The organism is Nocardia callitridis, from assembly GCF_039543305.1.
Taxonomy (GTDB): domain Bacteria; phylum Actinomycetota; class Actinomycetes; order Mycobacteriales; family Mycobacteriaceae; genus Nocardia; species Nocardia callitridis.
This window is the reverse complement of sequence record NZ_BAABJM010000002.1, coordinates 984,654-1,009,719: the sequence shown is the minus strand read 5'-3', so window position 1 is coordinate 1,009,719 and position 25,066 is coordinate 984,654. Positions and strand designations below refer to the sequence as shown.

Annotated in this window: 19 protein-coding genes; 10 read left to right on the top strand and 9 right to left on the bottom strand. The window is 68.6% G+C overall.

Going from position 1 to position 25,066, the window contains the following annotated elements; genetic code table 11:
- Positions 1–678, bottom strand: coding sequence for a TetR/AcrR family transcriptional regulator (locus ABEA50_RS13365; RefSeq protein WP_345495637.1), 678 nt, complete (start codon positions 676–678; stop codon positions 1–3).
- Positions 679–774: 96 nt separating this feature from the next.
- Here ABEA50_RS13365 and ABEA50_RS13360 point away from each other — a divergent pair, with 96 nt between their 5' ends.
- Positions 775–2,274, top strand: a complete 1,500-nt coding sequence (locus ABEA50_RS13360) for an MFS transporter (protein WP_345495636.1) — start codon at positions 775–777, stop codon at positions 2,272–2,274.
- A gap of 64 nt (positions 2,275–2,338) precedes the next feature.
- Here the strand turns inward: ABEA50_RS13360 and ABEA50_RS13355 are convergent, their stop codons facing one another.
- On the bottom strand, positions 2,339–3,883 hold the full coding sequence (locus ABEA50_RS13355) for an NAD(P)/FAD-dependent oxidoreductase (protein ID WP_345495635.1): 1,545 nt from the start codon (positions 3,881–3,883) through the stop codon (positions 2,339–2,341).
- Positions 3,884–4,113: 230 nt separating this feature from the next.
- Between ABEA50_RS13355 and ABEA50_RS13350 the strand changes: the two genes are divergently transcribed.
- Complete coding sequence (locus ABEA50_RS13350; protein WP_345495634.1) at positions 4,114–5,592, top strand: cytochrome P450; 1,479 nt, start codon at positions 4,114–4,116, stop codon at positions 5,590–5,592.
- A 34-nt stretch (positions 5,593–5,626) separates the two neighbouring features.
- On the opposite strand, the gene ABEA50_RS13345 is transcribed toward ABEA50_RS13350, so the two are convergent.
- Both ABEA50_RS13345 and ABEA50_RS13340 read right to left on the bottom strand, forming a co-directional pair.
- Entirely contained in the window at positions 5,627–6,511 is an 885-nt protein-coding gene (locus ABEA50_RS13345; protein WP_345495633.1) for a serine hydrolase, read from the bottom strand.
- Between the two features lie 247 nt (positions 6,512–6,758).
- Positions 6,759–6,956, bottom strand: a complete 198-nt coding sequence (locus ABEA50_RS13340) for a hypothetical protein (protein ID WP_345495632.1) — start codon at positions 6,954–6,956, stop codon at positions 6,759–6,761.
- A 262-nt stretch (positions 6,957–7,218) separates the two neighbouring features.
- On the opposite strand from ABEA50_RS13340, the gene recC reads away from it, so the two are divergent.
- The 4 genes from recC to ABEA50_RS13320 all read left to right on the top strand — a co-directional run bounded on the left by recC (position 7,219) and on the right by ABEA50_RS13320 (position 17,013).
- Positions 7,219–10,587: an exodeoxyribonuclease V subunit gamma gene (gene recC / locus ABEA50_RS13335; protein ID WP_345495631.1), complete on the top strand. Its 3,369-nt coding sequence runs from the start codon at positions 7,219–7,221 to the stop codon at positions 10,585–10,587.
- A 22-nt stretch (positions 10,588–10,609) separates the two neighbouring features.
- Positions 10,610–13,987, top strand: coding sequence for a UvrD-helicase domain-containing protein (locus tag ABEA50_RS13330; RefSeq protein ID WP_345495630.1), 3,378 nt, complete (start codon positions 10,610–10,612; stop codon positions 13,985–13,987).
- Positions 13,984–15,921, top strand: coding sequence for an exodeoxyribonuclease V subunit alpha (recD, locus tag ABEA50_RS13325; protein WP_345495629.1), 1,938 nt, complete (start codon positions 13,984–13,986; stop codon positions 15,919–15,921). The genes ABEA50_RS13330 and recD overlap by 4 nt, the downstream gene beginning before the upstream one ends.
- Before the next feature lie 126 nt (positions 15,922–16,047).
- Positions 16,048–17,013, top strand: coding sequence for a short-chain dehydrogenase/reductase (locus ABEA50_RS13320; RefSeq protein WP_345495628.1), 966 nt, complete (start codon positions 16,048–16,050; stop codon positions 17,011–17,013).
- 54 nt (positions 17,014–17,067) lie between these two features.
- Here ABEA50_RS13320 and ABEA50_RS13315 read toward each other — a convergent pair whose 3' ends face one another.
- Positions 17,068–17,763 carry a TetR/AcrR family transcriptional regulator gene (locus ABEA50_RS13315; RefSeq protein ID WP_345495627.1) on the bottom strand — a complete coding sequence of 232 codons (696 nt, stop codon included), beginning with the start codon at positions 17,761–17,763 and terminating at the stop codon, positions 17,068–17,070.
- 205 nt (positions 17,764–17,968) lie between these two features.
- Between ABEA50_RS13315 and ABEA50_RS13310 the strand changes: the two genes are divergently transcribed.
- The gene (locus tag ABEA50_RS13310; protein WP_345495626.1) at positions 17,969–18,814 is read left to right on the top strand and encodes an SDR family NAD(P)-dependent oxidoreductase; all 846 of its coding nucleotides are present in this window, start codon (positions 17,969–17,971) and stop codon (positions 18,812–18,814) included.
- 116 nt (positions 18,815–18,930) lie between these two features.
- Here ABEA50_RS13310 and ABEA50_RS13305 read toward each other — a convergent pair whose 3' ends face one another.
- The 3 genes from ABEA50_RS13305 to ABEA50_RS13295 form a co-directional block, all read right to left on the bottom strand.
- Positions 18,931–19,734, bottom strand: a complete 804-nt coding sequence (locus ABEA50_RS13305) for a putative protein N(5)-glutamine methyltransferase (protein WP_345495625.1) — start codon at positions 19,732–19,734, stop codon at positions 18,931–18,933.
- 249 nt (positions 19,735–19,983) lie between these two features.
- Complete coding sequence (locus tag ABEA50_RS30950; RefSeq protein ID WP_425577602.1) at positions 19,984–20,160, bottom strand: hypothetical protein; 177 nt, start codon at positions 20,158–20,160, stop codon at positions 19,984–19,986.
- Positions 20,161–20,255: 95 nt separating this feature from the next.
- Positions 20,256–21,125, bottom strand: a complete 870-nt coding sequence (locus ABEA50_RS13295) for a YdcF family protein (RefSeq protein ID WP_345495624.1) — start codon at positions 21,123–21,125, stop codon at positions 20,256–20,258.
- 206 nt (positions 21,126–21,331) lie between these two features.
- On the opposite strand from ABEA50_RS13295, the gene ABEA50_RS13290 reads away from it, so the two are divergent.
- Positions 21,332–22,180, top strand: coding sequence for a bifunctional 5,10-methylenetetrahydrofolate dehydrogenase/5,10-methenyltetrahydrofolate cyclohydrolase (locus tag ABEA50_RS13290; protein ID WP_345495623.1), 849 nt, complete (start codon positions 21,332–21,334; stop codon positions 22,178–22,180).
- 26 nt (positions 22,181–22,206) lie between these two features.
- On the opposite strand, the gene ABEA50_RS13285 is transcribed toward ABEA50_RS13290, so the two are convergent.
- Complete coding sequence (locus ABEA50_RS13285; RefSeq protein WP_345495622.1) at positions 22,207–23,034, bottom strand: DUF6585 family protein; 828 nt, start codon at positions 23,032–23,034, stop codon at positions 22,207–22,209.
- Positions 23,035–23,206: 172 nt separating this feature from the next.
- Between ABEA50_RS13285 and ABEA50_RS13280 the strand changes: the two genes are divergently transcribed.
- Both ABEA50_RS13280 and ABEA50_RS13275 read left to right on the top strand, forming a co-directional pair.
- Positions 23,207–23,698, top strand: a complete 492-nt coding sequence (locus ABEA50_RS13280) for a DUF6301 family protein (RefSeq protein WP_345495621.1) — start codon at positions 23,207–23,209, stop codon at positions 23,696–23,698.
- A 606-nt stretch (positions 23,699–24,304) separates the two neighbouring features.
- A complete protein-coding gene (locus tag ABEA50_RS13275; RefSeq protein ID WP_345495620.1) occupies positions 24,305–25,018 on the top strand; it encodes a GntR family transcriptional regulator in 714 nt (237 codons plus the stop codon).
- The last annotated feature ends 48 nt before the right edge of the window (positions 25,019–25,066 follow it).

Here is a 25,066-nt window from a genome sequence, read left to right as displayed (position 1 = left end):
TCAGACGTCGGCTCGACGGGCCGCCCGCACCTCGAACCCGTCGCACAGTGCCGATAATCCGATATGCAGGAGATCTTCCGGGGTCAGATCCTCGGCGCCGCTGCCGACGAGTTCGCGCAAGGCGTCGGGGGCCCGATCTTTCTGTGCGCCGCTGAGTAGGTCGCGCAGACCGTTGTCGCCGTCGGGATTGGTGTCGTTTCGCCGCATCAGCGCGGTGCTGACCTGCGGCAAGGTCGCACCGGAGATGTAGTTCCACACCGTGAACGCCATGGTGGTGGCCTCCCTGGTCGACACGTTGAGTTCGCGTAGTCCCTCGACCAGCCAGCCGAGGCAGGCCAGGCTCTGCGGGCCGAAGCTGTAGCGCGGGGTCGCGAAGGCCAGCAGCACCCACGGATGTCGTTGGTAGAGCGCCCAATCGATCTCCGCGGCGATCCGTACGCGGTCGCGCCAGTTCCACCCTTGGCCTTCCGGTGCGGGATAGGGATAGCGACCGGCCACCGCGTCGGTCATCGCGGCCAGCAGCTCGTCCTTGTGCGCGATGTGGCGATACAGCGACATCGCGCCGACGCCCATGCGCTCGGCGATGCGTCGCATGGACACCGCGTCGAGGCCGTCGGCGTCGGCGAGCGCGATCGCGGTGTCGATGATGGCGTCGCGATTGAGCTCGACCTTGGTCATCCCATGAACTCGCTTTCCACTGCCTGATTCGTGTGCGTACACTGTACCCGGCGTAATGCGTACGGTGTACGCGACATCGGGAGAGGAATTGTGGACATGACGGACCTGGAAGCAGCGCGGGCCGCGCGGACGCGGCCGCCCACCGGGCAGCGGCGTGCCTGGGTGGGCCTGGCTGTGCTGGTACTTCCGGTATTGCTGGTGTCGATGGACGTGTCGGTGCTGTTCCTGGCGCTGCCGACGCTCACCGTCGACCTCGACCCCTCGGCCTCGCAGCAGCTGTGGATTCTCGACATCTACGGGTTCCTGCTCGCCGGTCTGCTGATCACTATGGGCAATCTCGGCGATCGCGTCGGGCGTCGCAATATTCTGCTCGCGGGTGCGGCGGTGTTCGGGATCGCGTCCGTGCTGGCTGCGTTCGCGCCGAGTGCGGGCGTGCTCATCGCGGCGCGTGCGCTGATGGGCGTCGGCGGCGCCACGTTGCTCCCCTCCAGTCTGGCGCTGATCTCCAGCCTGTTTCCCGACGCGCGCGAGCGGGGCGCGGCGATCGGCGTCTGGACGGCGTTCTTCGCGGGTGGGTCGGCGGTCGGTCCGATCATCGGCGGCCTGTTGCTACACCAATTCTGGTGGGGCGCTGTTTTTCTGATCAATATCCCGGTGCTGTTGGTGCTGTTCGCGCTCGGCCCCTTCGTGCTGCCCGAACACCGGTCCGACCAGCGGGGGCCGCTGGATCTACCGAGCGTGGTGCTGTCGATCGGCGGCATTCTGCCGGTCGTCTACGCGATCACCCACATCGCGGCCGAGGGGTTCGAAGTGCTCTCGAGCCTGATCGGCGTCGTCGGCGTCGTGCTGCTGGTCGTGTTCGTCCGGCGGCAACGGAAGCTGGCCGAGCCGCTGCTGGATCTGCGGTTGTTCGGTCGCGCCCAGTTCTGCGTCGCGATCGGCGCGAGCACCACCGGCATGATGTCGCTGGCCGGGATGAGCTATCTCACCAGCGTCTTCCTGCAATCGGTGGCGGGCAAGCCGCCGCTGGAGGCGGCGTTGTTCGGCCTGCCGATGGCGGTGGTGGTGTTCGTCTTCGCGATGAGCGGTGCGCGGGTGGGTGCGTGGCTCGGGGTGCGGACCGCCTTCGTGCTCTCCCTGGCCACCTGCGCGGTCGGCAACCTCATGCTGTTCGGTCTCGGCGCGCACGGCGGAATCGGTTGGTACATCGCAGGATCGGTGGTCGCCGGTGTCGGATACGGCGTGGTGTTCACGCTGGTTTCCGATGTCGCGGTGTCGTCGGTGCCCGCGGAGCGGGCCGGCTCGGCCGTCGGGATCTCGGAGACCAGCTTCGAATTGGGTAACGCCCTCGGCCTGGCCCTGTTCGGCTCCCTCGCGGCATTGATCTTCCGCTCCGGCGGCGACTTCGGTGCCACGATCGGCGAGACCATCCATCGGTCGGGTTCGGACCCCGGCCTGGTCGACGCCGCCCGTGAGTCGTTCGTCGACGGTATGCACGCCGCCACCACCGCGGCCGCGGTGGTGCTGCTGGCGATGACGGTGATCGTCTTGATCGCGGCGCCGTCGGATCGGTTCAGGAAGACTGCCGTCGAGTAGGGGGAACAGCGGTCACGGAACGGCTGAGCAGGGGTGCGGTCTTGCCCTGCTGCCCCGCAGGGGGTCAGCCTGCTTCGCGCTCGTTGCCCACCGGCTCGTCGTCCTTCGTGCCCTTGTCGGCGGGCGCGGACTCGGCTCCCTTGTCGACGGGCGAGCCTTCGTCGCCCTCGGCAACGGGAGTCGCTGCCTCGGCGGATTTCTCGGCCTTGCCGTTCGTCGCCGGTGTCGCTCGTACACCGCGTGAGGCGTTGAGCGCGTCGTCGTCGGCGTTGTCCCGGGTGCCGATCGCCTCCAGTGCGAGGCGCGCGAAGACCCACTGCTCCGTGGCGGCCATCTGGCCGCGGCTGCGCCCGAGGAACGTCACGAACCATTGGATGACGGTGATGATGCGGCTGCGGTAGCCCACCAGGTAGTACAGGTGCAGTGCCAGCCAGGCGAGCCAGGCGATGAATCCGCCGAACTCCAGCTTGCCCACCTGGCACACCGCACTGAACCGCGACACGGTGGCCATGCTGCCCTTGTTGAAGTACTTGAACGGCTTGCGCTCTTGCGGCGCTTGGCCTTTCAGGCTCGCGGTGATCTGCTTGGCCGCGTAGGTGGAGCCTTGGATCGCGCCTTGGGCCTGGCCGGGCACGTTCGGCACCGACATCAGGTCGCCGACCACGAAAACGTTCGGGTGACCCTTGATCGTGAGATCCGGCTCGACCACCACACGACCGGCGCGGTCGACCTCGGTGCCGTCGGACTGCTCGGCGAGCTGCTTGCCCAGCGGGCTGGCCTGCACACCCGCCGACCACACCTTGCAGGCCGACTCGATGCGCCGCACGGTGCCGTCGCTGTCCTTGACGGTGACGCCGAAGGCATCGACGTCGATCACCATCGCGTTGAGCTGGATTTCCACGCCCATTCGTTCCAGCCGACGTTCGGCCTTACCGCCGAGCTTGGGGCCCATGGGGCCGAGCACCGCGCCCGCGCCCTCGAGCAGCACGACCCTGGCGTCCCTCGGATCGATGTTGTGGAAGGTGCCTTCCAGCGTGCGGTCGGCGAGTTCGGCGATCTGCCCTGCCAATTCGACGCCGGTGGGCCCTGCGCCGACGATGACGAAGGTGAGTAGTCGGTCGCGCTCCTCCTGGGTTTCGGCGACCTCGGCCTGCTCGAAGGCGCCGAGGATCCGGCCGCGCAGCTCGAGCGCGTCGTCGATGGTCTTCATGCCGGGTGCGTAGGTCGCGAACTGGTCGTTGCCGAAGTACGACTGCTGCGCGCCCGTCGCGACGATCAGGCTGTCGAAGTGGGTGACCGCGTCCTGGGTCAGCAGGCGGGAGGAGACCGTCTTCGCGGTGAGGTCGATGTCGGTGACCTCACCGAGCAGTACCCGCGCGTTGCGCTGCTTGCGCAGCACCAGCCGGGTGGCGGGCGCGATCTCGCCGACCGAGAGGATTCCCGTCGCCACCTGGTAGAGCAGCGGCTGGAAGAGGTGCGTCGAGGTCTTGGAGATCAGGGTGACGTCGACGTCGGCGTTCTTGAGGTGCTTGGTGCCGAACAAGCCGCCGAACCCGGAGCCGATCACCACCACCTGGTGACGACGGTTCTCGACAGACTCAGTGCTCATTGTCGTGCTCCTCGACAGACCTGGGGTTCGTCCCCCGCGAACGGTTGCTGGCCACGCACAACCGTAGTCGGGTCGATTCTCGGCGTCACGGCGAGATGCCCGTTTCGGTGTCGTGTGGGTTGTACCGGTCGCTAGACACGAACGGACACGAGGGCGGGTGATGCGCCGAAGTGCCGGGAACGACGCGGCGACCGCCGTAGGATCGATGGCCTCACACAGGGAGGTGTGGCATGGTCGCCGGTCGGAGCTTCGACGGCCGAAAGCCCAGCGTGGTAGCCGGAAACTCGGTGCGAAACGCGGGGTCCGGCGCGGATTTCTCCGGCGTGCCCGTCGACCATGCGATCGCCGATCGGCTCCTCGACGACGTGTTGCGGCGGGTACCCGCGCGCCGTCGTCGGCTCGCACCCCCGCCGCCCGATCGCGACGCGGGCGCCGTGTTCGGTGACATCGGGCTCCCACACGTGGGGAGGACGTGGCAGTACGCGCGCTGGGGCCCCGCCGAATTGCTGGGCCGCTATCGTGCCGAAGGGCCGGTGTCGTTGCACGTGGTGCGCGGCGAGCAGCGCGTCCTGGTGGCGGGACCCGAAGCGATCGAGCAGGTACTCCAGCAGCAGCGGCGTGACTTCGGGCAAGAGGTTTCCCCCGGTGACCGTCAGGTGTTGCGGCGGGGGCTCGGCCTGCTGGAATTCGACGAGCACCGGTTTCACCGGGCGATCATGCGTCAGGTGTTCACCGTCGAACGGCTCGCCGGGTATATGGCTGCCGCTGTGGTCGAAGATGCTGTCGGACAATGGGTTCCACCGCGGCAGCGGGCGAATCGACCGGTGCCGGTCTTCGCCTCGGCCCGCGAACTCGTGCTGGAACTCGCGTTCGCGTCGTTGCTCGGCGTCGACCCGGGTCGTGACCGTGACCGACTAGCCGCCGCGGTGGGAGCGTGCGCCTTCGGGTCCGACCGGACTTCGGGCGGTCGACGGGCACGGGTGCGGGGCAGACGGGTGCTCGAGCAGTACTGCGCGACGCTGCTGCCACGGAAGCGACGCGCGGCGACCGACGACGTGTTTTCGGGACTGTGTCACGCACGCAGCGATGAGCACGGCGTCTTCGGCGACGCCGACGTGCTCGGACACCTGATCTTTCTGCTCGTATCCGCCATGACCACGACGCCGACTGCCCTCACGGCTGTCGCCTATTACCTGGGCAAACATCCGGACTGGCAGGAAAGGGTGCGCGCGGAGGCGGATGCGGTCGGCGGCACGCCCGACCTCGATCGCATGCCGACTCTGGACTCGGTGGTCAAGGAGAGCCTGCGTCTGATGCCACCGGTTTCGTGGCTGTCGCGTCGTGCGGTGCGCGACACCGAGATTCTCGGTCGGCATGTCCCGGCGGGAACGCCGGTGGATCTCGCCTATCAGGTCGGTCACCTGTTGCCCGAGGTGTGGGCTCGGCCGGAGGTGTTCGACCCGCACCGATTCGACACCGGCGCCCCCGAGGACCGCTCGCGCCGATTCGCGTGGTTGCCGTTCGGGGCGGGTGCGCACCGGTGCCTCGGCGTCCATGTGGCCACCGCGCAGGTGAAGGCAGCGGTCGCGACCCTCGTGCGCGACTACACCTGGGAAATCCCGGAAACCTACCGAATTCCCCTGCGTTACGCGCCGATGACGACACCAACCGACAACGCACCCATGCTGTTGCGGCGTCGCGAAAAGTAAGGCAGCCGCGACACACGCGGCTGCCTTCGGTGAATCAGCGTCCCGCGAACAGCATTTCGGCGACCTTGGTGTCGGTCTCCGAGCCTTCGGTGTAGCCACCATCCTCGCCGAGCGAGCTCATGATCGACAGGGTGTAGCGCTCATCGGGTCCCGCGAATCCGACCGAGTTCACCACCCAGCCACCTTGCTCCTCGGACCAGCCGTTCTTCAGGCCTGGCCGCTGGTCCGAACCCGCGCCCCAGACACCCCAGTGCTGGTTGAAGTCGACCTTGCGCATCCGGTCGAGCAGGTAGTTGCGGTCGTCCGGATGCATCTGGGTGAGTGCGTAATCCATCAGCCGATCGAGGTCGGCGGGCGTGCACTGCTGGAACGACCAGTCGGGGAACAACGCGGAACTGGTCGGCTGCGGGACCAGGCTGGTCATGCCGAAATTGCGGAAGGCATTGTTGAACGCCATGCGATCGAGGCCGCCGTACTTCAGCCAGAGTTGGTCGGTGGCCGCGTCGTTGGAGGTGGCCAGCATCGACTCGAGCAGTCCTCGGTCTTCGGGCGGCAAGCCGATCGCGCCGACGCGTGCCCGATTGAGCAGGTCGACCGCGATGGCGAGCTTGATCGTCGAGGCCGTCCAGACGGGGTTCTCGGCGTTCTCGTTGGCGTAGAACCCGCCGGTGACCCGGTCACGCACGATGTAGCCGGTGACGCCGGGGCGATCCTGGAGATACGCGTCGACCTGGTCGATGCGGCTGCTCATGTCGCCGTCGAAACCGGAAATGCTTCCTTGGGTATGCGCTATCGGCAGCGCGGAGGCGTGGGGGACAGCGCTCGGCGCGCTCGGCAGGAGAATCGCCGCAGCGGCGACGGCAACGGCGGTGGCTGCGACGCGGGGTACGGCCTGTAGGGCCGGCGAGGGGTAACGCACGAGGGAACACGATCGCACATCGTCGGCGCGGATGCACGTCAGGAGCGGGAGGTTGGGGGTCGGATAGGGGATCGGTTGAACCATTGCGGCACAGCGGATTTGCTGTTTTGACCCGAGTTGGGTGGCGGCGGCGAAGATTTGGCATCGCGGTCGGTGCTGGTCAACGGCGAGGTCGGCGCGCGATCGCGGTGCGATGAACGGTCTGGGCGTGCGGTGAGCAACCGTCGGCGCGTGCGCGGCGGCGCGGTCAGCGGAAGGCCGCGCGCAATTCTTCTACGGTGCGGCCGTTGAGGCGGTAGCAGTGCTCGAAGGCGGTGGTGTGTTCCTCGCGGGGCCAGGTCTGTAGCACCACCGTGCGGCCGTAGCCGCGCGAGTTGACGAGCTCCCAGGAGTCACCGACTCGACGGACCGTGAACCCGCCGCGTGGTATCAGGGGAATCACCATCGCACCCATGAACGCGAAACCAGCCTTTCCGTGCAGCTCTCGGCGATGTCGTCGCCGTCGAGCACCCCCTGGCTGAGCACTGTGGCACACCCCGTGCGCGGATCGGCGCTGACACGGCGGGCGAATTTCCGCATATGTGGTCTATTTCACGTCGGCGTGGATCGGGGGTGGTGGCGTTGCCGTAGTGTCGCTGGGCGTATAAACGTGCGACACCACGCACAAGCGCCGAAGGCAGGCGAGCGCACCGACCGAGGGGGTGGAGATGCCGCTGCACATCCACCGCGCCGAGCGCGCCGACACCTTGGTCGAGGTCTTGGCCGCGCAGCTCGGCGTACCGCTGGCCGACCCGTTCGCGGCGGAAGTGGTGGCGGTGCAGGCCAAAGGGGTGCAGCGCTGGCTCACCCAGCGGTTGTCGACGATGCTCGGTGCGGCCGACGGCGCCGACGGTATCGCGGCCAATATCGAATTCCCCTCGCCCGCGGCACTGGTCGCGGACGCGCTCGCGGCGGCCGATGCCCGCGCGCCGGAGCAGGACCCGTGGGATTCCGCGCGCGCGGTGTGGACCATGCTGCGGGTGCTCGATGACGCGGTGGGTCAGCCGTGGGCCGGGGTGCTCGCCAGACATCTCGGCGCGCTCGGCGCGAATGGGCATGGGGAGAACGAACATCGGATCGGACGGCGCTACGCCACCGCCGCGCACCTGATCGCCCTGTTCGAAAGCTATGCGACGCAACGTCCCGCGTTGATCACCGCGTGGGCGGACGGCGCGAACACCGACGGCGCGGGCGGCGCGATCCCCGAAGACCTGGCGTGGCAGCCGCTGCTGTGGCGCGGATTACGTGCCGCGATCGGCACGGCGAGTCCGGCCGAACGATTGACAGCGGCGTGTACGCGGCTGCGCGCGGACCCCGGCCTGGTGGCGTTGCCGCCGCGGCTGTCGCTGTTCGGGGTGACACGATTGACCGTCGACCAACGCGCCGTGCTGTCCGCGCTCGCCGAGCACCGCGAGATCCACCTGTGGTTCACCCATCCGAGCCCGGTGTTGTGGCGCGCGCTCGCTGCTGCCGCCGGGGCGGGGTCACGGTCCGAGGACACCACCGCGGCGCTGGTGCGCCACCCTTTGCTCGGCGCGCTCGGCCGGGATGTTCGCGAACTGCAACGCGGATTGGCTGGCCTCGCCGCGACCGACACGTATCACCCGGTGACCGAAGCGGATACGGCGAAACCGAGCGCGGCGAACGCCGAAACCCTGCTCGCCGCAGTGCATGCGGGCATCCGCGACGACCACTGGCCGCCGGAGGGCGGGCGTAGCGCCGACGGGAGCATTCAGCTGCATGCCTGCCACGGAGCGGCGCGGCAGGTCGAGGTGTTGCGGGACTGTCTGCTCGGACTGTTCGCCGCCGATGAGACCCTGCAACCGCGTGACGTGGTGATCATGTGTCCCGAGGTGGAGACCTACGCCCCCCTCGTGCGCGCCGCCTTCGGACAACGCGGCACCGAACCGGTCGACCAGGCGACGACGGCGCGACACCCCGCGCAACTGTTGCGGGTGCGCTTGGCCGACCGGGGTCGCGCGGTCACCAATCCGTTGCTCGCGGTGATCGGGGTGTTGCTTGACCTGGCCGACGGTCGGGTGACCGTCACGCAGGTGCTCGACCTCGCCGCCGCCGAACCGATCAGGCGCCGTTGCGGATTCGACGACGACGATATCGAACGACTGCGCGAGTGGGCGGCCGAATCGGGTGCGCGCTGGGGGATCGGTCAGCGCCAACGGCAAGCCTTCGGGCTGGCGGATTTCGCGCAGAACACCCTCAACACCGCGGTCGACCGCATCCTGCTCGGGGTCACCGCGGGCGAGACCGACGACGACTGGTTGGCACTCGCGCTACCCCTCGCCGACGTCGACAGCAACGATGTCGACCTGGCGGGACGGTTCGCCGAATTCATCGACCGGCTCGCGGTCTGCCTGCGCGATCTGCGCGGCCCTCGGCCCGCACACGAGTGGGCAACGGTGCTCGCCCGCGCGCTCGATCTGTTGACCGATGTGCCGAGGGCGCAGGAGTGGGTGCGCACCGAGGCGCGTCGAGAATTGGCCACCGCCACCGAACACGCGGACGCGGTGGACCTGCGGCTGCCGGATATCGAGGTGCTGCTGCGTTCGCGTCTCGCGGCGAGCCCGGCGCGTGCGAACTTCCGCACCGGTGAGTTGACCGTGTGCGGACTGGCGCCGATGCGCGCGGTCGGGCACCGGGTGGTGGTTCTGCTCGGCCTGGACGACGAGGTGTTCCCCCGGGCGGGTGGCGTGGACGGCGACGACGTGTTGGCGCGCGATCCGCAAGCGGGCGAACGCGATCCGCGTAGCGAGGATCGGCAGCTGTTGCTGGAGGCGGTGCTCGCGGCGAGCGATCGCCTGCTGGTGTTCTACTCCGGTGCGGATCCCGTCATGGGAACGCCGCGACCGCCCGCCGTCCCGGTGGCCGAACTGCTGGATGTGCTGCGCGCGCAGGTCGATCCTGCGCAAATGGATCGGGTTCTTACCCGGCATCCGTTGCAGGACTTCGACGCTCGTAACTTTTCCGGTGCGCGCCCGTTCAGCTTCGACACGGTTGCGCTCGAAGGCGCACGTGCCGCGCAACAGCCCGCCGTGGTGCGGGCCGCGTTCCTGTCCGAGCCGTTGCCGCCGATGAGCCAGCAGGACGTGGCGCTGGCCGAACTGATCTCGTTCGTCGAACACCCGCTGCGCGCGTTCCTGTGGCAGCGCCTCGGCCTGCGGATTCCCGAACACGACGACGACATCGCCGACCGGCTGCCCATCGAGTTGGACGGCTTGGCGAAGTGGGAGCTCGGCGAGCGACTGCTCACCGCGCGGCTCACCGGCGCCGATCCCGCCGCTTTGCGTGCCGCGGAATGGCGGCGAGGGACCTTGCCGCCCTTCGGCTTCGGTGCCGCGGTGCTCGACGAGGTGGAGCACACGGTGGACCGGCTGGTGCGGGTGTCGAAGGACGATTACACGGGGACGGCGCGTGCGGTGGATATCGCGGTGGATCTCGGCAATGGTCGCAGGCTCGCGGGAACGGTGCCGGAGGTGCGCGGCGAAACGCTGGTGCGCACCACCTTTTCCCGGCTGGCGCCGAAACACCGGATCTCGGCGTGGGTTTCGGTGTTGGCGCTCGCGGTCACCGAGGACAGGTCGTGGCGTGCGGTCGGCACGGGACGCGGTCAGTTCGGGCGTCCGGCATGGCGTTCGGAGCTGACCGCGCCGGAACCGCCTGCCGCGCTGGCGATTCTGCGTGAGTTGGTGGCTTTGCGTGACGCGGGGATGGTCGAGCCACTGCCGATCGCGCCCACCGCGAGCGCCGCCTATGCCGAACGTCGGTTTCGCGGTGGCAGCGTCGAGGACGCGGTCACCGCCGCCGAACGGGAATTCAACGGCGGCCCCAACGGTCCCGGCGCGTTCGGCGATCACACCGATCGACACCTGCGCTTCGTCTTCGGTTCCGCGCCACGGCTCGATGACCTGATGCGTGCGCCAGCGCAGGCGGGCGAACCGGGCGAGACCACGCGTTTCGGCGCGCTGGCGCGACGGCTGTGGGCACCGATGTTGGCCGCGGAAAACCAGGGGCAACCGTGAGCGAGGAAAGGCGGGAGTCGGCATGACCGTGCACGAGGCGGCGTTCACGGCACCCGGTGTCGTCGAGGTCACCGGCGTCGGCAGCAGCGGCACCGGCTTCGAGCCCTACGGCCGGTTGCCAACGGGGACAACGGTGCTCGAGGCGAGCGCGGGAACCGGCAAGACCTACGCGATCGTCGTCCTGGCCGTGCGGTATGTGGCCGAGGCCGGGATCGATATCTCGGAGCTGCTCCTGGTGACCTTCAGTCGCGCCGCCACCCAGGAACTGCGTGAACGCACCCGCGAACGCTTCGTGGCGGTGGCCGAGGGGCTGGCAGATCCCGAGCTGGCGCGCGCCCACGCCGACGAGCTGATCCGGCATCTGGCACAGGCCGATGCGGCGCAGGTCCTGCTGCGCCGCAGCAGATTGCTCGCGGCATTGTCGGACTTCGACGCGGGCACCATCGCGACGACGCACAGCTTCTGTCAACGCATGCTCGACGAATTGGGGTCGGCGGGGGAGCACGACCCGGGTGCGCGGGTGGTCGAGTCGGTGGACGAACTCGTCACCACCGTCGCCGACGACCTGTATCTGACCCGATACGCCCGCGACGAGCCGCCGTTCTCGGTGAAGGAAGCCCACCGGCTCGCGCTGGCCGCAGTGCGTGATCGGCACGCGACACTGGTGCCGGTGGGCGAGTCCGCGGCGGGGGAACGCGTCGCGTTCGCCACGGCCGTGCGCGCCGAAACCGAGCGCAGGAAGCGACTGACCGGAGCGCGCGACTTCGACGACCTGTTGGTTCTGCTGCACGGTGTGCTCGCCGATCCCGAGCACGGGCCGAGTGCTTGCCGTCGGATTCGGGAGCGTCACCGGGTGGCGTTGGTCGACGAGTTCCAGGACACCGACCCGTTGCAGTGGGACATCCTGCGGCGGTGCTTCCACGGGCACGCGACCCTCGTGCTGGTGGGCGACCCGAAGCAAGCCATCTACGCCTTCCGAGGCGCCGAAGTATTCAGTTATCTGGACGCGGTCACCCTCGCCGACGCGCGCAAGGAACTGACCACGAACTGGCGCAGCGACGCGGGATTGCTCGCCGCGCTCGAGCACCTGTACGGGGGTGCGAGCCTCGGCCACCACGAGATCGGCGTGCACCCGGTCGCCGCGACCCGACCGTGGACGCGATTGTCCGGGCCGACCGAGGCGATCACGCCGCTGCGCATGCGGTGTCTGCCGCGCACGGGTGCGGGGCCGCTGAACAGGTCCGGCTTTCCGGTGGTTGGGCGAATGCGCGCCAGGGTCGCCGACGATCTCGCCGCGGATATCGTGCGGCTCTTGGAATCCGGGGTCACCCTCGGTGGCGACGACCATGCGCAGGCGCGCGCCGTGAGCCAGGGCGATATCGCGGTGCTCGTGCGAACCCGCACCCAAATCGACGTGGTGCGTACCGCTTTGGACAAGGTCGGCGTCGCGTCGGTGCTCGCTGGTGGTACCAGCGTGTTCGCGACCGGTGCTGCGACCGACTGGCTGTGGCTGTTGCGGGCGTTGGAACAACCGCATCGTTCGGATCGGGTCCGTTTGGCGGCGTGCACGCCGTTGCTCGGGGTTCGCGCCGCCGAGATCGACAGCGGCGGAGCCGATCTGGTCGGCCGGCTCAGTGCGCGGCTGCGCGAGGCGGCACGGGTGTTCGCGCGGTCGGGGTTCGCGGCGGTGTTCGAGAAGATCTCGGCCGAAACGGATCTTGCGCGTCGGCTGCTCGCGGTGGACAACGGGGAACGTCAGCTCACCGACCTGCGTCACATCGCGCAGTTGTTGGATCGGGTCGCGCTCACCGAATCCCTCGGGCTCACCGCGCTGACCCGCTGGCTCACCGACCGCGTACGCGATCCGGCCTCCGGTGCCGTCGCCGACCGCAGTCGTCGCCTCGACCGGGACGCGGCGGCCGTGCAGGTCGCGACCGTGCACGCCAGCAAGGGACTCGAATTCCCTTTCGTCTACCTGCCTTTCGCGTGGGACAGCGCGAAGAACCCGTATCCGGCGACGCTGTTGTTCCACGACGAGTCCGGTGCGCGGGTCCTCGATGTCGGCGGCCAGGAAGCCACCGGCTATGCCGAGCGCAGGTCGCGCAGCGAAGCCGAAGAGGCGGGGGAGGAGCTTCGGCTGCTCTATGTGGCGCTGACCCGCGCCATGTGTCAGGTCGTGGCCTGGTGGGCGCCGACGGCCGGTACCGCGTCGGGACCGTTGCACCGGATGATCTTCGGTCGACCCGATCGCGGGTCGACAGTGCCACCGCGCGCGACTGTCCCGGCCGATGACAGTGCGGCACGGACACTGCGGGACTGGGCACACGATGCGCGCGGCACCATCTCGGTGACCGAAGTGGCGGGACCCGCCGAGTTGGTTCCGCGTCGGGTGCGCGTGAGCGACGGTCACACCGCGCTCGCGGCGGCGAGCTTCGATCGCGTCATCGACCAGCACTGGCGGCGCACCTCGTATTCGGCATTGACCGCCGCCGCGCACGGGCCCACCGCGGTCGCGGAACTCGAACAGCACGATCCGAGGGGGCCCCTGGACGAGCCCGCCGAGGAACCCACGCTCGACGAGGAAGCGCCCGCGCCGATCGGACAGCCGTCGTTGATGAACGGATTGCCCTACGGTGCCGAATTCGGCACCCTTGTGCACGGCGTGCTGGAACGGATCGATACCGACGCGACGGATCTCGACGCGCAGGTGCACGCGCGCTGCGCGGAGGCGGTGGCCGAACTCATGGCCGACATGGACCCCGCCGAACTCGCGACCGCGCTGTCGGCGGTGCTGCGCACCCCGTTCGACGGCATCACCCTGGCTGACATCGCGTCCGGCGATCGGTTGAACGAGCTCGATTTCGAACTGCCGCTGGCCGGTGGTGACGAGCAGGCCGCGACGAGCGCGACGCTCGGTGCGATCGCCGAGTTGCTGCGCGCGCATCTGCCCGCCGACGACGTTCTCGTCGATTACGCCGATGAGCTTGCCGCGTTGGACGGTATTCCGTTGCGCGGCTACCTGACCGGAAGCATCGACGCGGTGCTGCGGGTCACCGAGAACGGTGTGACTCGATTCGTGGTGGTCGACTACAAGACCAACCGGCTCGGCACCGGCGACCTCACCGTCGAGCACTACACCGGCGAGCGGATGACGGCGGAGATGACGCGGTCGCATTATCCGTTGCAGGCGCTGCTGTATTCGGTGGCGTTGCACCGGTATCTGCGTTGGCGCCTGCCGGACTACGACCCCGCGACGCACCTGGGTGGCGCCCGCTACTTGTTCGTGCGCGGCATGGTCGGCCCGGGTACGCCGCGGGGGCACGGGGTGTTCGCCTGGGACCCACCGGCCGACCTGGTGGTCGCGGTGTCGCGGTTGCTGGCTGGGCAGGTGCGCCGATGACCGCGATCCAGTTGGCGCAGCGCGCGACCGGGCTCTTGCGCACCTTCAACGAGGCGGGCGTGCTCTCGGCCGCTGATGTGCACGTCGCGTTGCGGCTGGGCCGGATGGCCGGTGAGCAGACCGAGGAGGTGTTGTTCGCGGCCGCGCTCGCCGTGCGCGCGGTGCGGTCCGGGTCGGTGTGCCTCGAGCTGCATCGGATGCGGGAGATCGGCATCGAGGCCGACGAGATCCCCGACGGTGGTGCGGGTATCGACCCGGAGACCTTGCCGTGGCCGGATATCGAGCTGGTGAGTGCCGCGCTGCGGGTCAGTCCGCTGGTGGTCGGCGGGCCAGCGGGTCCACTGCGCCCGCTCCGCCTCGTGGCCGCGCGGCGCGGCGACGACGCGGGGCCGCTGCTCTATCTGGACCGCTACTACCAGCAGGAACAGACGATCCGCCGGGTACTGGTCGAGCGGTCACAGCAGCACCCCGTGGTGGACCCGAATCTTGTTCGGCGCGAGCTGGATCGGCTCTTCGACGCGGATCCCGTCGGCCTGTCGGACCGGCAGCGGCTCGCGGCGGCCCTGGCCGCTACGCACTGGACCACGGTGGTCGCGGGCGGGCCGGGCACCGGCAAAACGCACACCATCGCGCGCATCATCGCTTTGCTCGACGCCAATCGTCGCGCCCATCCCAAGCTGCCCGCGCTGCGTATCGCGCTGGCCGCACCGACGGGCAAGGCGGCGGCGCGATTGCAGGAGGCGGTGCGCGAGCAGGCGCCGACGCTCGGCCTGCCCGAATTGAGCGCGGCCACCCTGCACCGGCTGCTCGGCTGGCAGCGCGGGCGCACCACCAGGTTTCGGTACCACGAATTCAATCGGCTGCCCTTCGACGTGATCGTCGTCGACGAGACCTCCATGGTTTCGCTGACCATGATGAGCAGGCTGCTGGCGGCGTTGCGGCCCGACACACACCTGGTGCTGGTGGGCGACCCGGACCAACTGGCCTCGGTGGACGCGGGCGCGGTGCTCGCCGATCTGGTGGCCGCGCCGGTCGAGTCGGCGCCGAACCCCCTGCTGGAGAAGGTGATCGGCGAGGACGTGGCGCCGGAGTCCGCCACGACATCCGCCGGTGGGGCGCCCGAAGCCGCGCTGACCGACCTGGAACGCGCTCGGCTGCGCGGCGGCATCGTTCGGCTCACCAGGGGTAGGCGATTCGGCGGCAAGATCGCCGAGCTCGCCGTCGCGGTGCGCGCGGGCGACGCCGACACCGCCTTGGCTCTGCTGCGCGCGGGCGGCGACGAACTGTCGCTGAGCGAACCCGACGAGATGGCCGCGGCGCGCGCGGATGTGGTCCGCGCGGCGAACGAGGTGACCACCGCCGCGCTGGCCGGGGATGCGACAGCCGCCTTGCGCGCCTTGGAATCCCATCGGCTGTTGTGTGCGCATCGGCAGGGACGGTTCGGCGTGGAGCGGTGGGACCGGATGGCCGCGGAGTGGGCCGCTGCCGGTGGCGCCGGACCGGATTCGACGCAGGCACCGTGGTACCCGGGGCAACCGTTGTTGGTCACCGCCAACGACCACGAGGCGCGCGTCTACAACGGCGACACCGGGGTGGTGGTGCGCATGCCCGACGGCTCGTTACGCGCGGCACTGCAACGTGGCAGCGAACCGTACCTGGTGCATCCGACCCAGTTTCCCGCCGTGGTGACGGTATTCGCGATGACCATCCACCGCAGCCAGGGTAGCCAGTACGACACCGTCTCGGTGGTGCTGCCCGAACCCGAATCCAGCTTGCTCACCAGGGAATTGCTCTACACCGCGATCACGAGGGCGCGCGCTCACGTGCGCGTGCTCGGCACCGAGGAGTCCATCAGGGCCGCCATCGCTCGACGGGTATTGCGTGCCAGCGGTTTGTCGCGCGCGGGCGCGGGCGCGGGGACCGCGGGTGGCTGATCCTGATCGACCCGCGTCGAGACAGGTGGGTGCCGTCGGGTGTGCCAGGTCTTGAACCGGCGTCGGGGCGTCGCATAGGGTCGAAACCCACGGCGGCGAGGCCGATTCCGATGAGGTACGGGTGTGATGAGCTCTTCAGTGTTCGACCTGGCGCGGACGTTCGATCCGACTCGAGCGTTCGATGCGACAAAGCAACTGCTCAGGTCAGTGTCCGATTCGGGCACGGAAGAGTTCGACGTCGCCGGACGCGTGGTGGTGATCACCGGTGCGGGTGCGGGAATCGGCCGCGCGCTGGCCGAGCGGCTCTACCGGGCGGGCGCGCTGCTGGCGCTGATCGACATCGACGAACGGGCCGCCGCGACCGTCGGCCGTTCGATGGGGGAGCGCGCGCTGGCGGTGCGCGCCGACGTCTCCGATCGGATCGGCATGCGCGAAGCGTTCGCGAAGGTGCGTGAGCGGTTCGGGCGGATCGACGTGGTGGTCGCCAACGCGGGTGTCGCGCCTCGGCCGTCGACGATTCGGCAGATGAGCCCCGCCGATTTCGATCGTGTCATCGGGATCAATCTCACCGGTGTCTTCAATACCGTGCGCCCCGCGCTGGAGGACGTGATCGAGGCGCGCGGTCACGTACTGGTCGTCTCGTCGGTCGCGGCGTTCACACCGGGGATGACCGGCTCGGCGTACATGGTGAGCAAGGCCGCCACCGAACAGTTCGGTCGTGCGCTGCGCGTGGAACTGGCCGCGGTGGGTGCGACGGCGGGTGTCGCCTATCTCGGTGCCGTCGACACCGCGATGACCAAGGAGGTCTTCGACGACGGCGGCCTCGGCTCCGCCATGGCCGAGCTGCTGCCGTGGCCGCTCAACGGCAGGCTGGATGTGTACGACGCGGCGCAGGCGTTGGCCGAGGCGATCGCCACACGCGCGCCGCGCGTGGTGGCACCGCCGCAGTGGGAGGTCTACTCGCTGTTGCGCGGCGTATTCAACGTGGTGCTCGATCATCGGCTGGCCCGCGACCTGCGTGTGCACGAACTGATCCGGCACCTGGAGCGCAAGGTGGACACCAAGGAGTCGGTGCGCCCGGTCCCCCATTGAGGGTGAATCCGACGGCACGGCAAGGCGTTTCGCTGCTCGGTCGAAGCCGATCGTTCAGTCCGCCGCACGCATGATGCCGGGCAGCGTCATCGCGTATTCGAGATCGGCCCTGGTGCCGAGGGTGGTGAGCAGCACGCGAATCATGGTGCCCCGTGCCGCTTCGACCGTGGCGGGGTCGGGCCGCACGCCGGGTTCGGTGCCCGAGGAGACGCGGTAGACAACGTATTCGCAGACGTGCAGCGCGGCATCGAGGTCGAGGGGTGTCGGCGCTGGGCGGTGCAGTGTGACGAAGGTCGCGAGTACGAGGTCACGAATGTCGTCGAGGGCGCGTTCGCGGTAGCTCGAGACCGGTGAGGCCGGATCGTGCAGTTCGGCGAACAGCGGTCGCAGCATCGGGCCGTGGCCGTTGGCCCAGGCGAGGTAGGCGTCGATCAGGTGGATGCCGAGTTGCACCGGCTGCGCGGTGTCCGAGAGCGCGGCGGCGATACCGCCGACCAGCCGTTGGTTGGACGCCTCCAGCAGCACGTGCAGCGGTTCGGTGGCATTGCCGAAGTAGCGGTAGAACGTCGGCCGTGCCAGTCCGGCCTGCTCGATGATCTGGGCGACGCTGAGTCCGCGCGAACCGGCGCGGGTGAACACGGCCGCGGTGGCGTCGACGATCTTGGCGCGCACTTCCTCGGCTTGTTCCGGCGTCTGCGGCGGCCGACCGCGGCGTGCGGTGGTAGCCGATGTCGACGCGTCAGCGGACATGGTGACGCCGCACAAACTCGGACTCGACTCGGCTGTGTTCCACGACGACCACCTTGACACGGGTACCGGGGGAAATATTAATCTAACAGCATTGTTCAATTAAATAGGGGCGATTCGGTGGATCGATCGAGATTCGACCCACAGAGGTCGCCGCATGTGCTGGCACTCCGGTCGATGACGACCGGGACGACGAATGGACGACGGGATGAAACTGGACACGGTCGCGGGCAAGCGGGTCCTGATCACAGGTGCCGCCATGGGGCTGGGCAAACTGTTCGCCGAACGCGCGGTGCGCGAGGGTGCCGCCGCCGTGGTGGTCTGGGACATCAACGAAGTCGCGCTGAAGCAGACCGCCGAGGAACTCGGCGCGCTGGCCGCGGCGACCGGTCGCGGCGGTGTCATCCATGCGCACGCGGTCGATGTTTCCGCGCGTGACGCGGTCGCCACGGCGGCCGACGCGGTGCGCGCCGAAACCGGCGGCATCGACATCCTGGTCAACAACGCGGGCATCGTGCGCGGCAACAGCTACTTCTGGGAGACCGAGAACCCGGCCGATATCGACCAGACCATCGCGATCAATTCCCTTGCGCCCATGTACATCACGCGGGAATTCCTGCCCGCCATGGTCGGTGGCACCAGCGAGGCACGGGTACTCAATATCGCCTCTTCCGCGGGTTTGGTCGCCAACCCGAGGATGAGCGTGTACGCGGGGTCCAAGTGGGCCGCGATCGGTTGGTCGGATTCGGTCCGCATCGAACTCGAACACGCGGGACACAAGCACGTGCGCGTCACCACCGTCTGCCCGACCTATATCAATACCGGAATGTTCGAGGGCGCCAAGGGATTCCTGCTGACCCCGATCCTCGAGCAGAACGACGTGGTCGAGACCGCGTGGCAGGCGATGAAGAAGGGCACCCCGGTGGTGATCATGCCGTGGACCTCACGGCTGAACAAGGCGCTGTCCGGTGTGCTGCCGATCAAGCTGCGCGACCTGTTCCTGAACACTGTCGGCGTCTACCACTCGATGGACGAGTTCACCGGCCGGAAGTAGCCGGCGCGCCAGAGGTCGGCATCGAGCTGCCTTGTCACGGGTGCGTGCTGACCTCAGCCTGGTCACCGGGACATCCTGACGGGTCTTGCCAGTCGGCCGTGCCTACGGGCGCGTGGTCATCTCGGTGTGCCGACGAGCACCGTCGCGAAGTACTCCTCCGAGGCGTGCACGCTGCCGCGCAGGGCGTGCTCGTCGAGGATCGCCACGGCGGCGTCCGCTTGGGACTGTCCGGATTCGACCAGGAGATGTCCGTGCGGAGCGAGCCACGCCGGCGCCTGTGCGGCGACTCGACGCAGGACATCGAGTCCGTCGCGGCCGCCGTCGAGGGCGGCGCGTGGTTCGTGGTCGCGTGCCTCCGCTGGCAGCCGCGCGATCATGTCCGACGGCACGTACGGCGTGTTGCACATCAGGATGTCGATGCGGTTGCGGAAGTCGGCTGGCAGCGCGGCGAAGAGGTCACCCTCGTACACCCGCGCGCCCAGCTCGGCGAGATTGTCGCGTGCGCACGCGACCGCGGCGGGGTCGATATCGGCGGCGGTCAGCTCGACCTCGCGCTGCTCGGCGGCCAGCTGAGTCGCCAACGCCAGCCCCAACGCGCCCGTGCCGCAACACAAATCGAGCACGATGATCGGCGAACTCGGCACCCGCCGCGCCAGCGTTCGCGCCACCTCGACCAGATATCCGGTGCGTTGCCGAGGAACGAACACTCCCGGCGCCACCCGCACACGCAGTCCACGAAATTCGGCCCAGCCGAGTAGGTACTCCAGTGGCGTCCCGGAAACGCGCTGCGCGAGGAGTTCGTTCAGCTCGGCCCCGGTCTCGGCGGCATTCTCGATGAGCAGCCGCGCCTCGTCCTCGGCGAACACGCATCCCGCCGCACGCAGCCTGTCCACGACCACGGACTCCCTCGTCACCACCACCCCCACATCCTGCCGCTGTGCTCGCCGCGCGCAAGCGATTTTCTCCCCGCCGGTTTCTGCCCGGCCGAACAAGCCCGCGCGCACTTCCGTACGCGCACCCGGTCGCGTCACGCTCGATCCGGGGAGCGAACTCGCCGTCGGCGCCAGGCACCAGTCGGCGACATCGGAGTCCCGGCCGAACTGGCTATGGCCACCGTGCGGACCGAGATTTTGCGGCTGCACGTGCGGCGTCGGCTGTCGGATGGGGTCTCACACGGTCCGGAAGGTTCGGTGGACAAGCTCCTCATGACCTGGGTCGACCAGGCCGTCGCCCGCGCCGCCCGCGCCGCCCGCGCCGCCCGCGCCGCCCGCGCCGCCCGCGCCGCCCGCGCCGCCCTCGCCGTCGGCAGTGCCAAGGACCCCGAAACCGTTGGCGCAGTGCCTCATCGGCGTGCCTGCCGAGCCCGTGGACCAGGTAAGTCAAGGGCACGAAACGTGGTCGGGACCGGTCCCTGGCGAAGGGCCGGCCCCGAGGCACCAGCTCAGCGTGTGACAGGCAGTTGGAATGTGCGCGTGGCGTCGACGTAGATATTGCGCTGCGCGGCGCGCGACGGCGGCGGGAGTTGCGACACCAATTCATCCAAGGAGGTCGTCGCGCCGACGACCTGCGTTCCCGCGATGATGAAGTCGGCGACCGCCCGGCGAATGTGGTTGGGTGAGGTCACCACCACCGTGCTGAACACCCCGGAGTCACGCAGGATCTGGGTGCTGAACAGCGCGTTCTGCACCGTGGATCCGGCACGGTTCTCCACCCGGATCCGCGAGGCGGGTACGCCGCGACCGATCAGCCACCCGGCCATCGCGTCGGCTTCGGAGACACCGTTCACCGGGTTTCCACCGGTCAGCACGATCGGTGACAGCGGGGAGGCGATGGCCTGGAACCACGCCGCCGTCAGCCGATTCACCAGTTCGGGACGCAACGCACCATCGGGCAGCAGGCCGTAGCCGAGGACCACGATGCCGGTTTGCGGACCGACCAGGGCTGGCAGCGGATTGGGTAGCGTGCCGACCGCGACGTTGATGGCGCCGAGCACGTTCTCGGTGCCCTGTGCCAGCGGCGGGTCGACGGCGCGCAGCCGCCCGATCGCGGCGCCGTAGGCGGGCTGGTCGTCGGCGTAACTCGACCAGATGGCTTGCAGCGACAGCGCTTCGGCGTCGTTGGGGTCCTGGCTGAGCAGTTCGCGCAGGTCGGCACGTCCTGCGACGTCATCACCATAGGTGAAGTGGTTCTGCGCGGAGTTGTAGAGATCCTTCGTGTCCGCCGCGTTGGCGGGGATACCGGCGAGTCCGGTGAGCACCATCGCCGCGAACGGGATGGCGATCCATTTCTTCCAATGCCTCGAGATCTTCACTTCAGTCGACACCTTTCCGTAGAGACGGGCGCGGTACGTGCTGGGAGTTAGCTGGTGGCAAGCACACCCACCATACGGGCGGTACCGGCCGATATCACGGACCCCGACGCGCGTTCGCTACCGCGCTGCCGCGTGTCGGAGGTGACGCCGCAGTTCGCAGGGCGCGCTGGCGTGTTCGTGCCACGACGGCGATAGGGTGTGCCACCGTGGATACCGTTTCGCTGTCCGGCAAGGAACTCGCCGCCGCCGTCAATGCCGACACCAAGCTGCGCGCCGGCGCACTCGGTGACGCGCCCGCCCGCCTCGCGTTGGTCGTCGCCAACGACGACCCCGCCAGCGCCTGGTACGTGAACTCGTTGCGTAAGGCCGCCGAACGTCTCGGCATCGTCTGCGAGACGGTCGATCTCGGCGCGGACGCCGACGTCGCCGCCATTCGCGCCGAGCTCACCGCCCGCAGCGCCGACACCGCGATCGACGCGATCATGGTGCAGACGCCGTTGCCCTCGGGCGTCACCCTCGAGCAGGTGAGTCCGGCGATCGCCGCGGCCAAGGACGTCGACGGCGTCAGTCCGCTGTCGCTCGGCCTACTGGCCGCGGGACTGCCCGGTTTCGCGCCCGCCACCGCGCAGGCGGTGGTCGAGGTGCTCACCCACCACGAAATCCCGTTGTCGGGTCGGCATGTCGCGGTGGTGGGGCGATCCAATGTGGTGGGTAAGCCGCTGGCGCAGCTGCTATTGGCGCAGAACGCCACGGTCACGGTCTGTCATTCGCGCACCGTCGACCTGCCCGCGGTGACCGCCGCCGCCGATGTCGTCGTCGCGGCGGTGGGTCGGATCGGTTTGGTGACCGGCGAGCACGTTCGCGAGGGCGCCGTCGTCGTCGACGTCGGGACCAACGAATCCGCCGACGGCGGTATCGTGGGCGACGTGGACGCGGACTCGGTGCGCGGCAAGGCTTCCGCGCTCACCCCGGTCCCCGGCGGTATCGGTCCGGTGACCACCGCGCTGCTCATGCGCCATGTCATCGAGGCGGCGGAGAACCGGCGTTCGGTCTGAGACCGCCGCGGCGCGCGCGGGACTCGCTACACGCGGGTGTGCGTGCGCCGCAGGTGTTCGGCGAGGGTGTGGAAGATCGGGAAATCCGGGATATCGCGGACCACGGTCGGGCTCAACTCGTGCCACTGACCGGCCACCAGCACGGTGACCGGTCCGCGATCGGTGGTGATCAATTCGACCTGTTCCCACGCGATCGTCTGGCGGGCCGAGCCGATCTCGACGGCCGAGATCCAGAGGTCGCCGAAGTCGAGGCGGCCGCCGGACTGGAGTACGCCGTAGGCCTGGGGGAGTCGGATGTCGGCGACGGCGTCCTGGATGGCGGGCCCCCATTCGGTGGGGTTGGCGAATCCGCCACGTAGCGCGAATCGTTCGCCCGCGATATCGGTGAGCGTGTAGCCGTAGGTGGTGTGGGTGTGCCTGCCGTTGCGGATGTGGCGGACGACGTCCTGCGTCATGGTGGTCGCGTCGTAGCGCACGACCCGCAGTTGTCCGTCGAAGGCCGCGGTGAGTCCGCCGTCGTAGAGGTCGAGTCGTTCGATGCCGTTGGTCAGGCGCAGCGCTTTCGTCACGGTCAGTGCCCAGCCGACGAGGCACGCGAACACCACCACGCCGAGGATGATGACGAAGATCGTGGGCGAGCCGACAACCACCCCAATGATCGCCAATGCGGCGAACGCGAGTGCGAGGAAACCGAATCGGTGTACGCGCGGCCAGTTGTGCGGGTGTGGGCCGAAACTACGGCGACGCTCGCCGAGTCCCGCGGCCGCCGCGGCTGCTTCGGCGTCTTCGGGTCGCGTGACCAGCCGCGGATCGTGCGCGGCGGTACTGCGCTGTCTCCTACGCTGCTCGGACAAGTTGTCGCCTCCCGGCTCGGCACTTTTCGACCGGACACTAGCCGATCACCGTTTCGCCCGCTACGACGCCCATGGTGCGGGCTCGTTCGGGCACGGTCGGTGTCCGGCCCAGGTCGGCGGCTTGCGGTAGGCTGCCTGCGGCAATGGCCGTGCGCGGTGTGGAGGTCGGGAAGTGAGCGGTGACCCCAGGGTCGACGTCGAGACGGCGGCCGAGTTCTTCCGAGCTGCCAGCGAATTCGACTGGACCTGGTCGGCCGAGGACGTGGATAGGTTCCGCAGGGTCGTCGGGTGGGAGCCCGCGGAATTCGGCACCGAGACGACGATCGTCATGACGACCAACGCCCAGCTGGACAAGCCGTTGGCGCGCTTCGAGCTCGACGGCGACCGGATCCATCAGGTGACCATCCACCTCACCGACTTCCTCGACCCCGCAGCGGGAACCACCACCGAATTCCTGGCCGATGTCTATGCCTGCGCTGGCACCACTCTCCGGGAAATCCTCGGGCAACCCGTCGTCCAGGCCGACCAACCGCCGAAGTCCCTGTGGGACAAGCCCACCCTGGTCGGCGAGTTGGTGGCCTTGCCGCGCAATGTGATCGGGTCGGTGATCCGGCGTGACTACCCGCCGATCGTGGACGAATTGCAGGCGCGCGGCGTCTGGTGAGCAACTGTTGCTCTGGGGCATGAACACCCATGACGGCGTAGGTGGGCGGGCTGTTATCGATGTACGCACACGGCACATCGGTGCGACCAGGAAACACCAGGTGCGGATCGGGTTTCGGCGGATGCCGTTGCGATGTGTGCGTCCGGCGTGGCCGAGTCGTCCACCGACAACCGCGTGCCGACTGGCCGGTAAGACGCTGGTGGGTACGTCAGATTGCCTAGTCCTGTACCGAACCCGCAGCTAGCGACCGACTTCGTCGATGGATCCTACTTTGTGCAGGCTCTTCGCATTGCCACCCGAAGGCAGTACACGACGACAGGTGCTTGCCGTGGTACGCGGTGACGCTCGGTGTCCAAGCGCTCCACCTGGTTTTCATATATGAAACGACCGCCAATTTTTCGTCGTGCCTGACCGAAAACTCGATGGAGTCCTGGACGGCAGCACCTGACTGAATCCGGGTGGCTCCCCTGGTCAAGTCGCATAATTCCTCGAAGGAGTCGTCTTCAATGCGCGATGGCACGGCCAGAAATCGCTCTCTCTTGAACTCTTGACCGGAGATGACACGTCCGTTACAGTCATATCTCATATATTAACGAAGGGAACCTCATGGATCGTGCAGCGTTGCGGTTGTCCTTGGTCAACGTCGATATCGACCCGCTGGCGAACCGGACCGACCGCGCACTGGCTGTCATCCGTCGCAGCATCCTGACCGGTCGCTTATCGCCTGGTCAGCAGCTGGTTGAAGAGGAGATCGCCGAGACGCTCGGAATGTCCAAGACGCCGGTGCGCGAGGCGCTGAAGGCGCTCGTAGGTTCGGGACTGGTCTCGTTGACGCGGTACAAGGGCGCGATCGTCCGCGAACTCGACGCCGAATCCGCTTCCGCCATATATGACCTTCGATTGCTGCTGGAACCGGAGGCGGTGCGGCGGGCAGTCGCCAAATACACCGATGTCAGCGCGGCGGCCCAAGCGCTCGACCGCGCGCTCGCGGCGGGCGAGGCGGGTGACACCGCCGAGATGAGCCTCGCCAATCGCGACTTCCACCGCTCGCTCTACCTCCACTGCGGAAACGAGCTGCTGGTCGACACCCTCGATGGGTTGAAGGACCAGGCCGCGTTGATCAGTGTGTCCGGGTGGCGCGCCTCGGGTGGTTGGCGCGTGGAAGCGCAGGAGCACCGCGACATCTTGGCCGCTGCCGAATCCGGGAGCGCGATTGCCGCCGCCTCGGCGCTGCACAACCACATCAGCGGGTTCATCGAACGCGTGATCCCGCACCTCGGCCACGCCGAACCAGCCGAAAGCGATTCCGCCGCAGGCTGACTCGACCAACCCCGCACCACCCTCGCGCCGTGTGCTCATGCCGCGGCG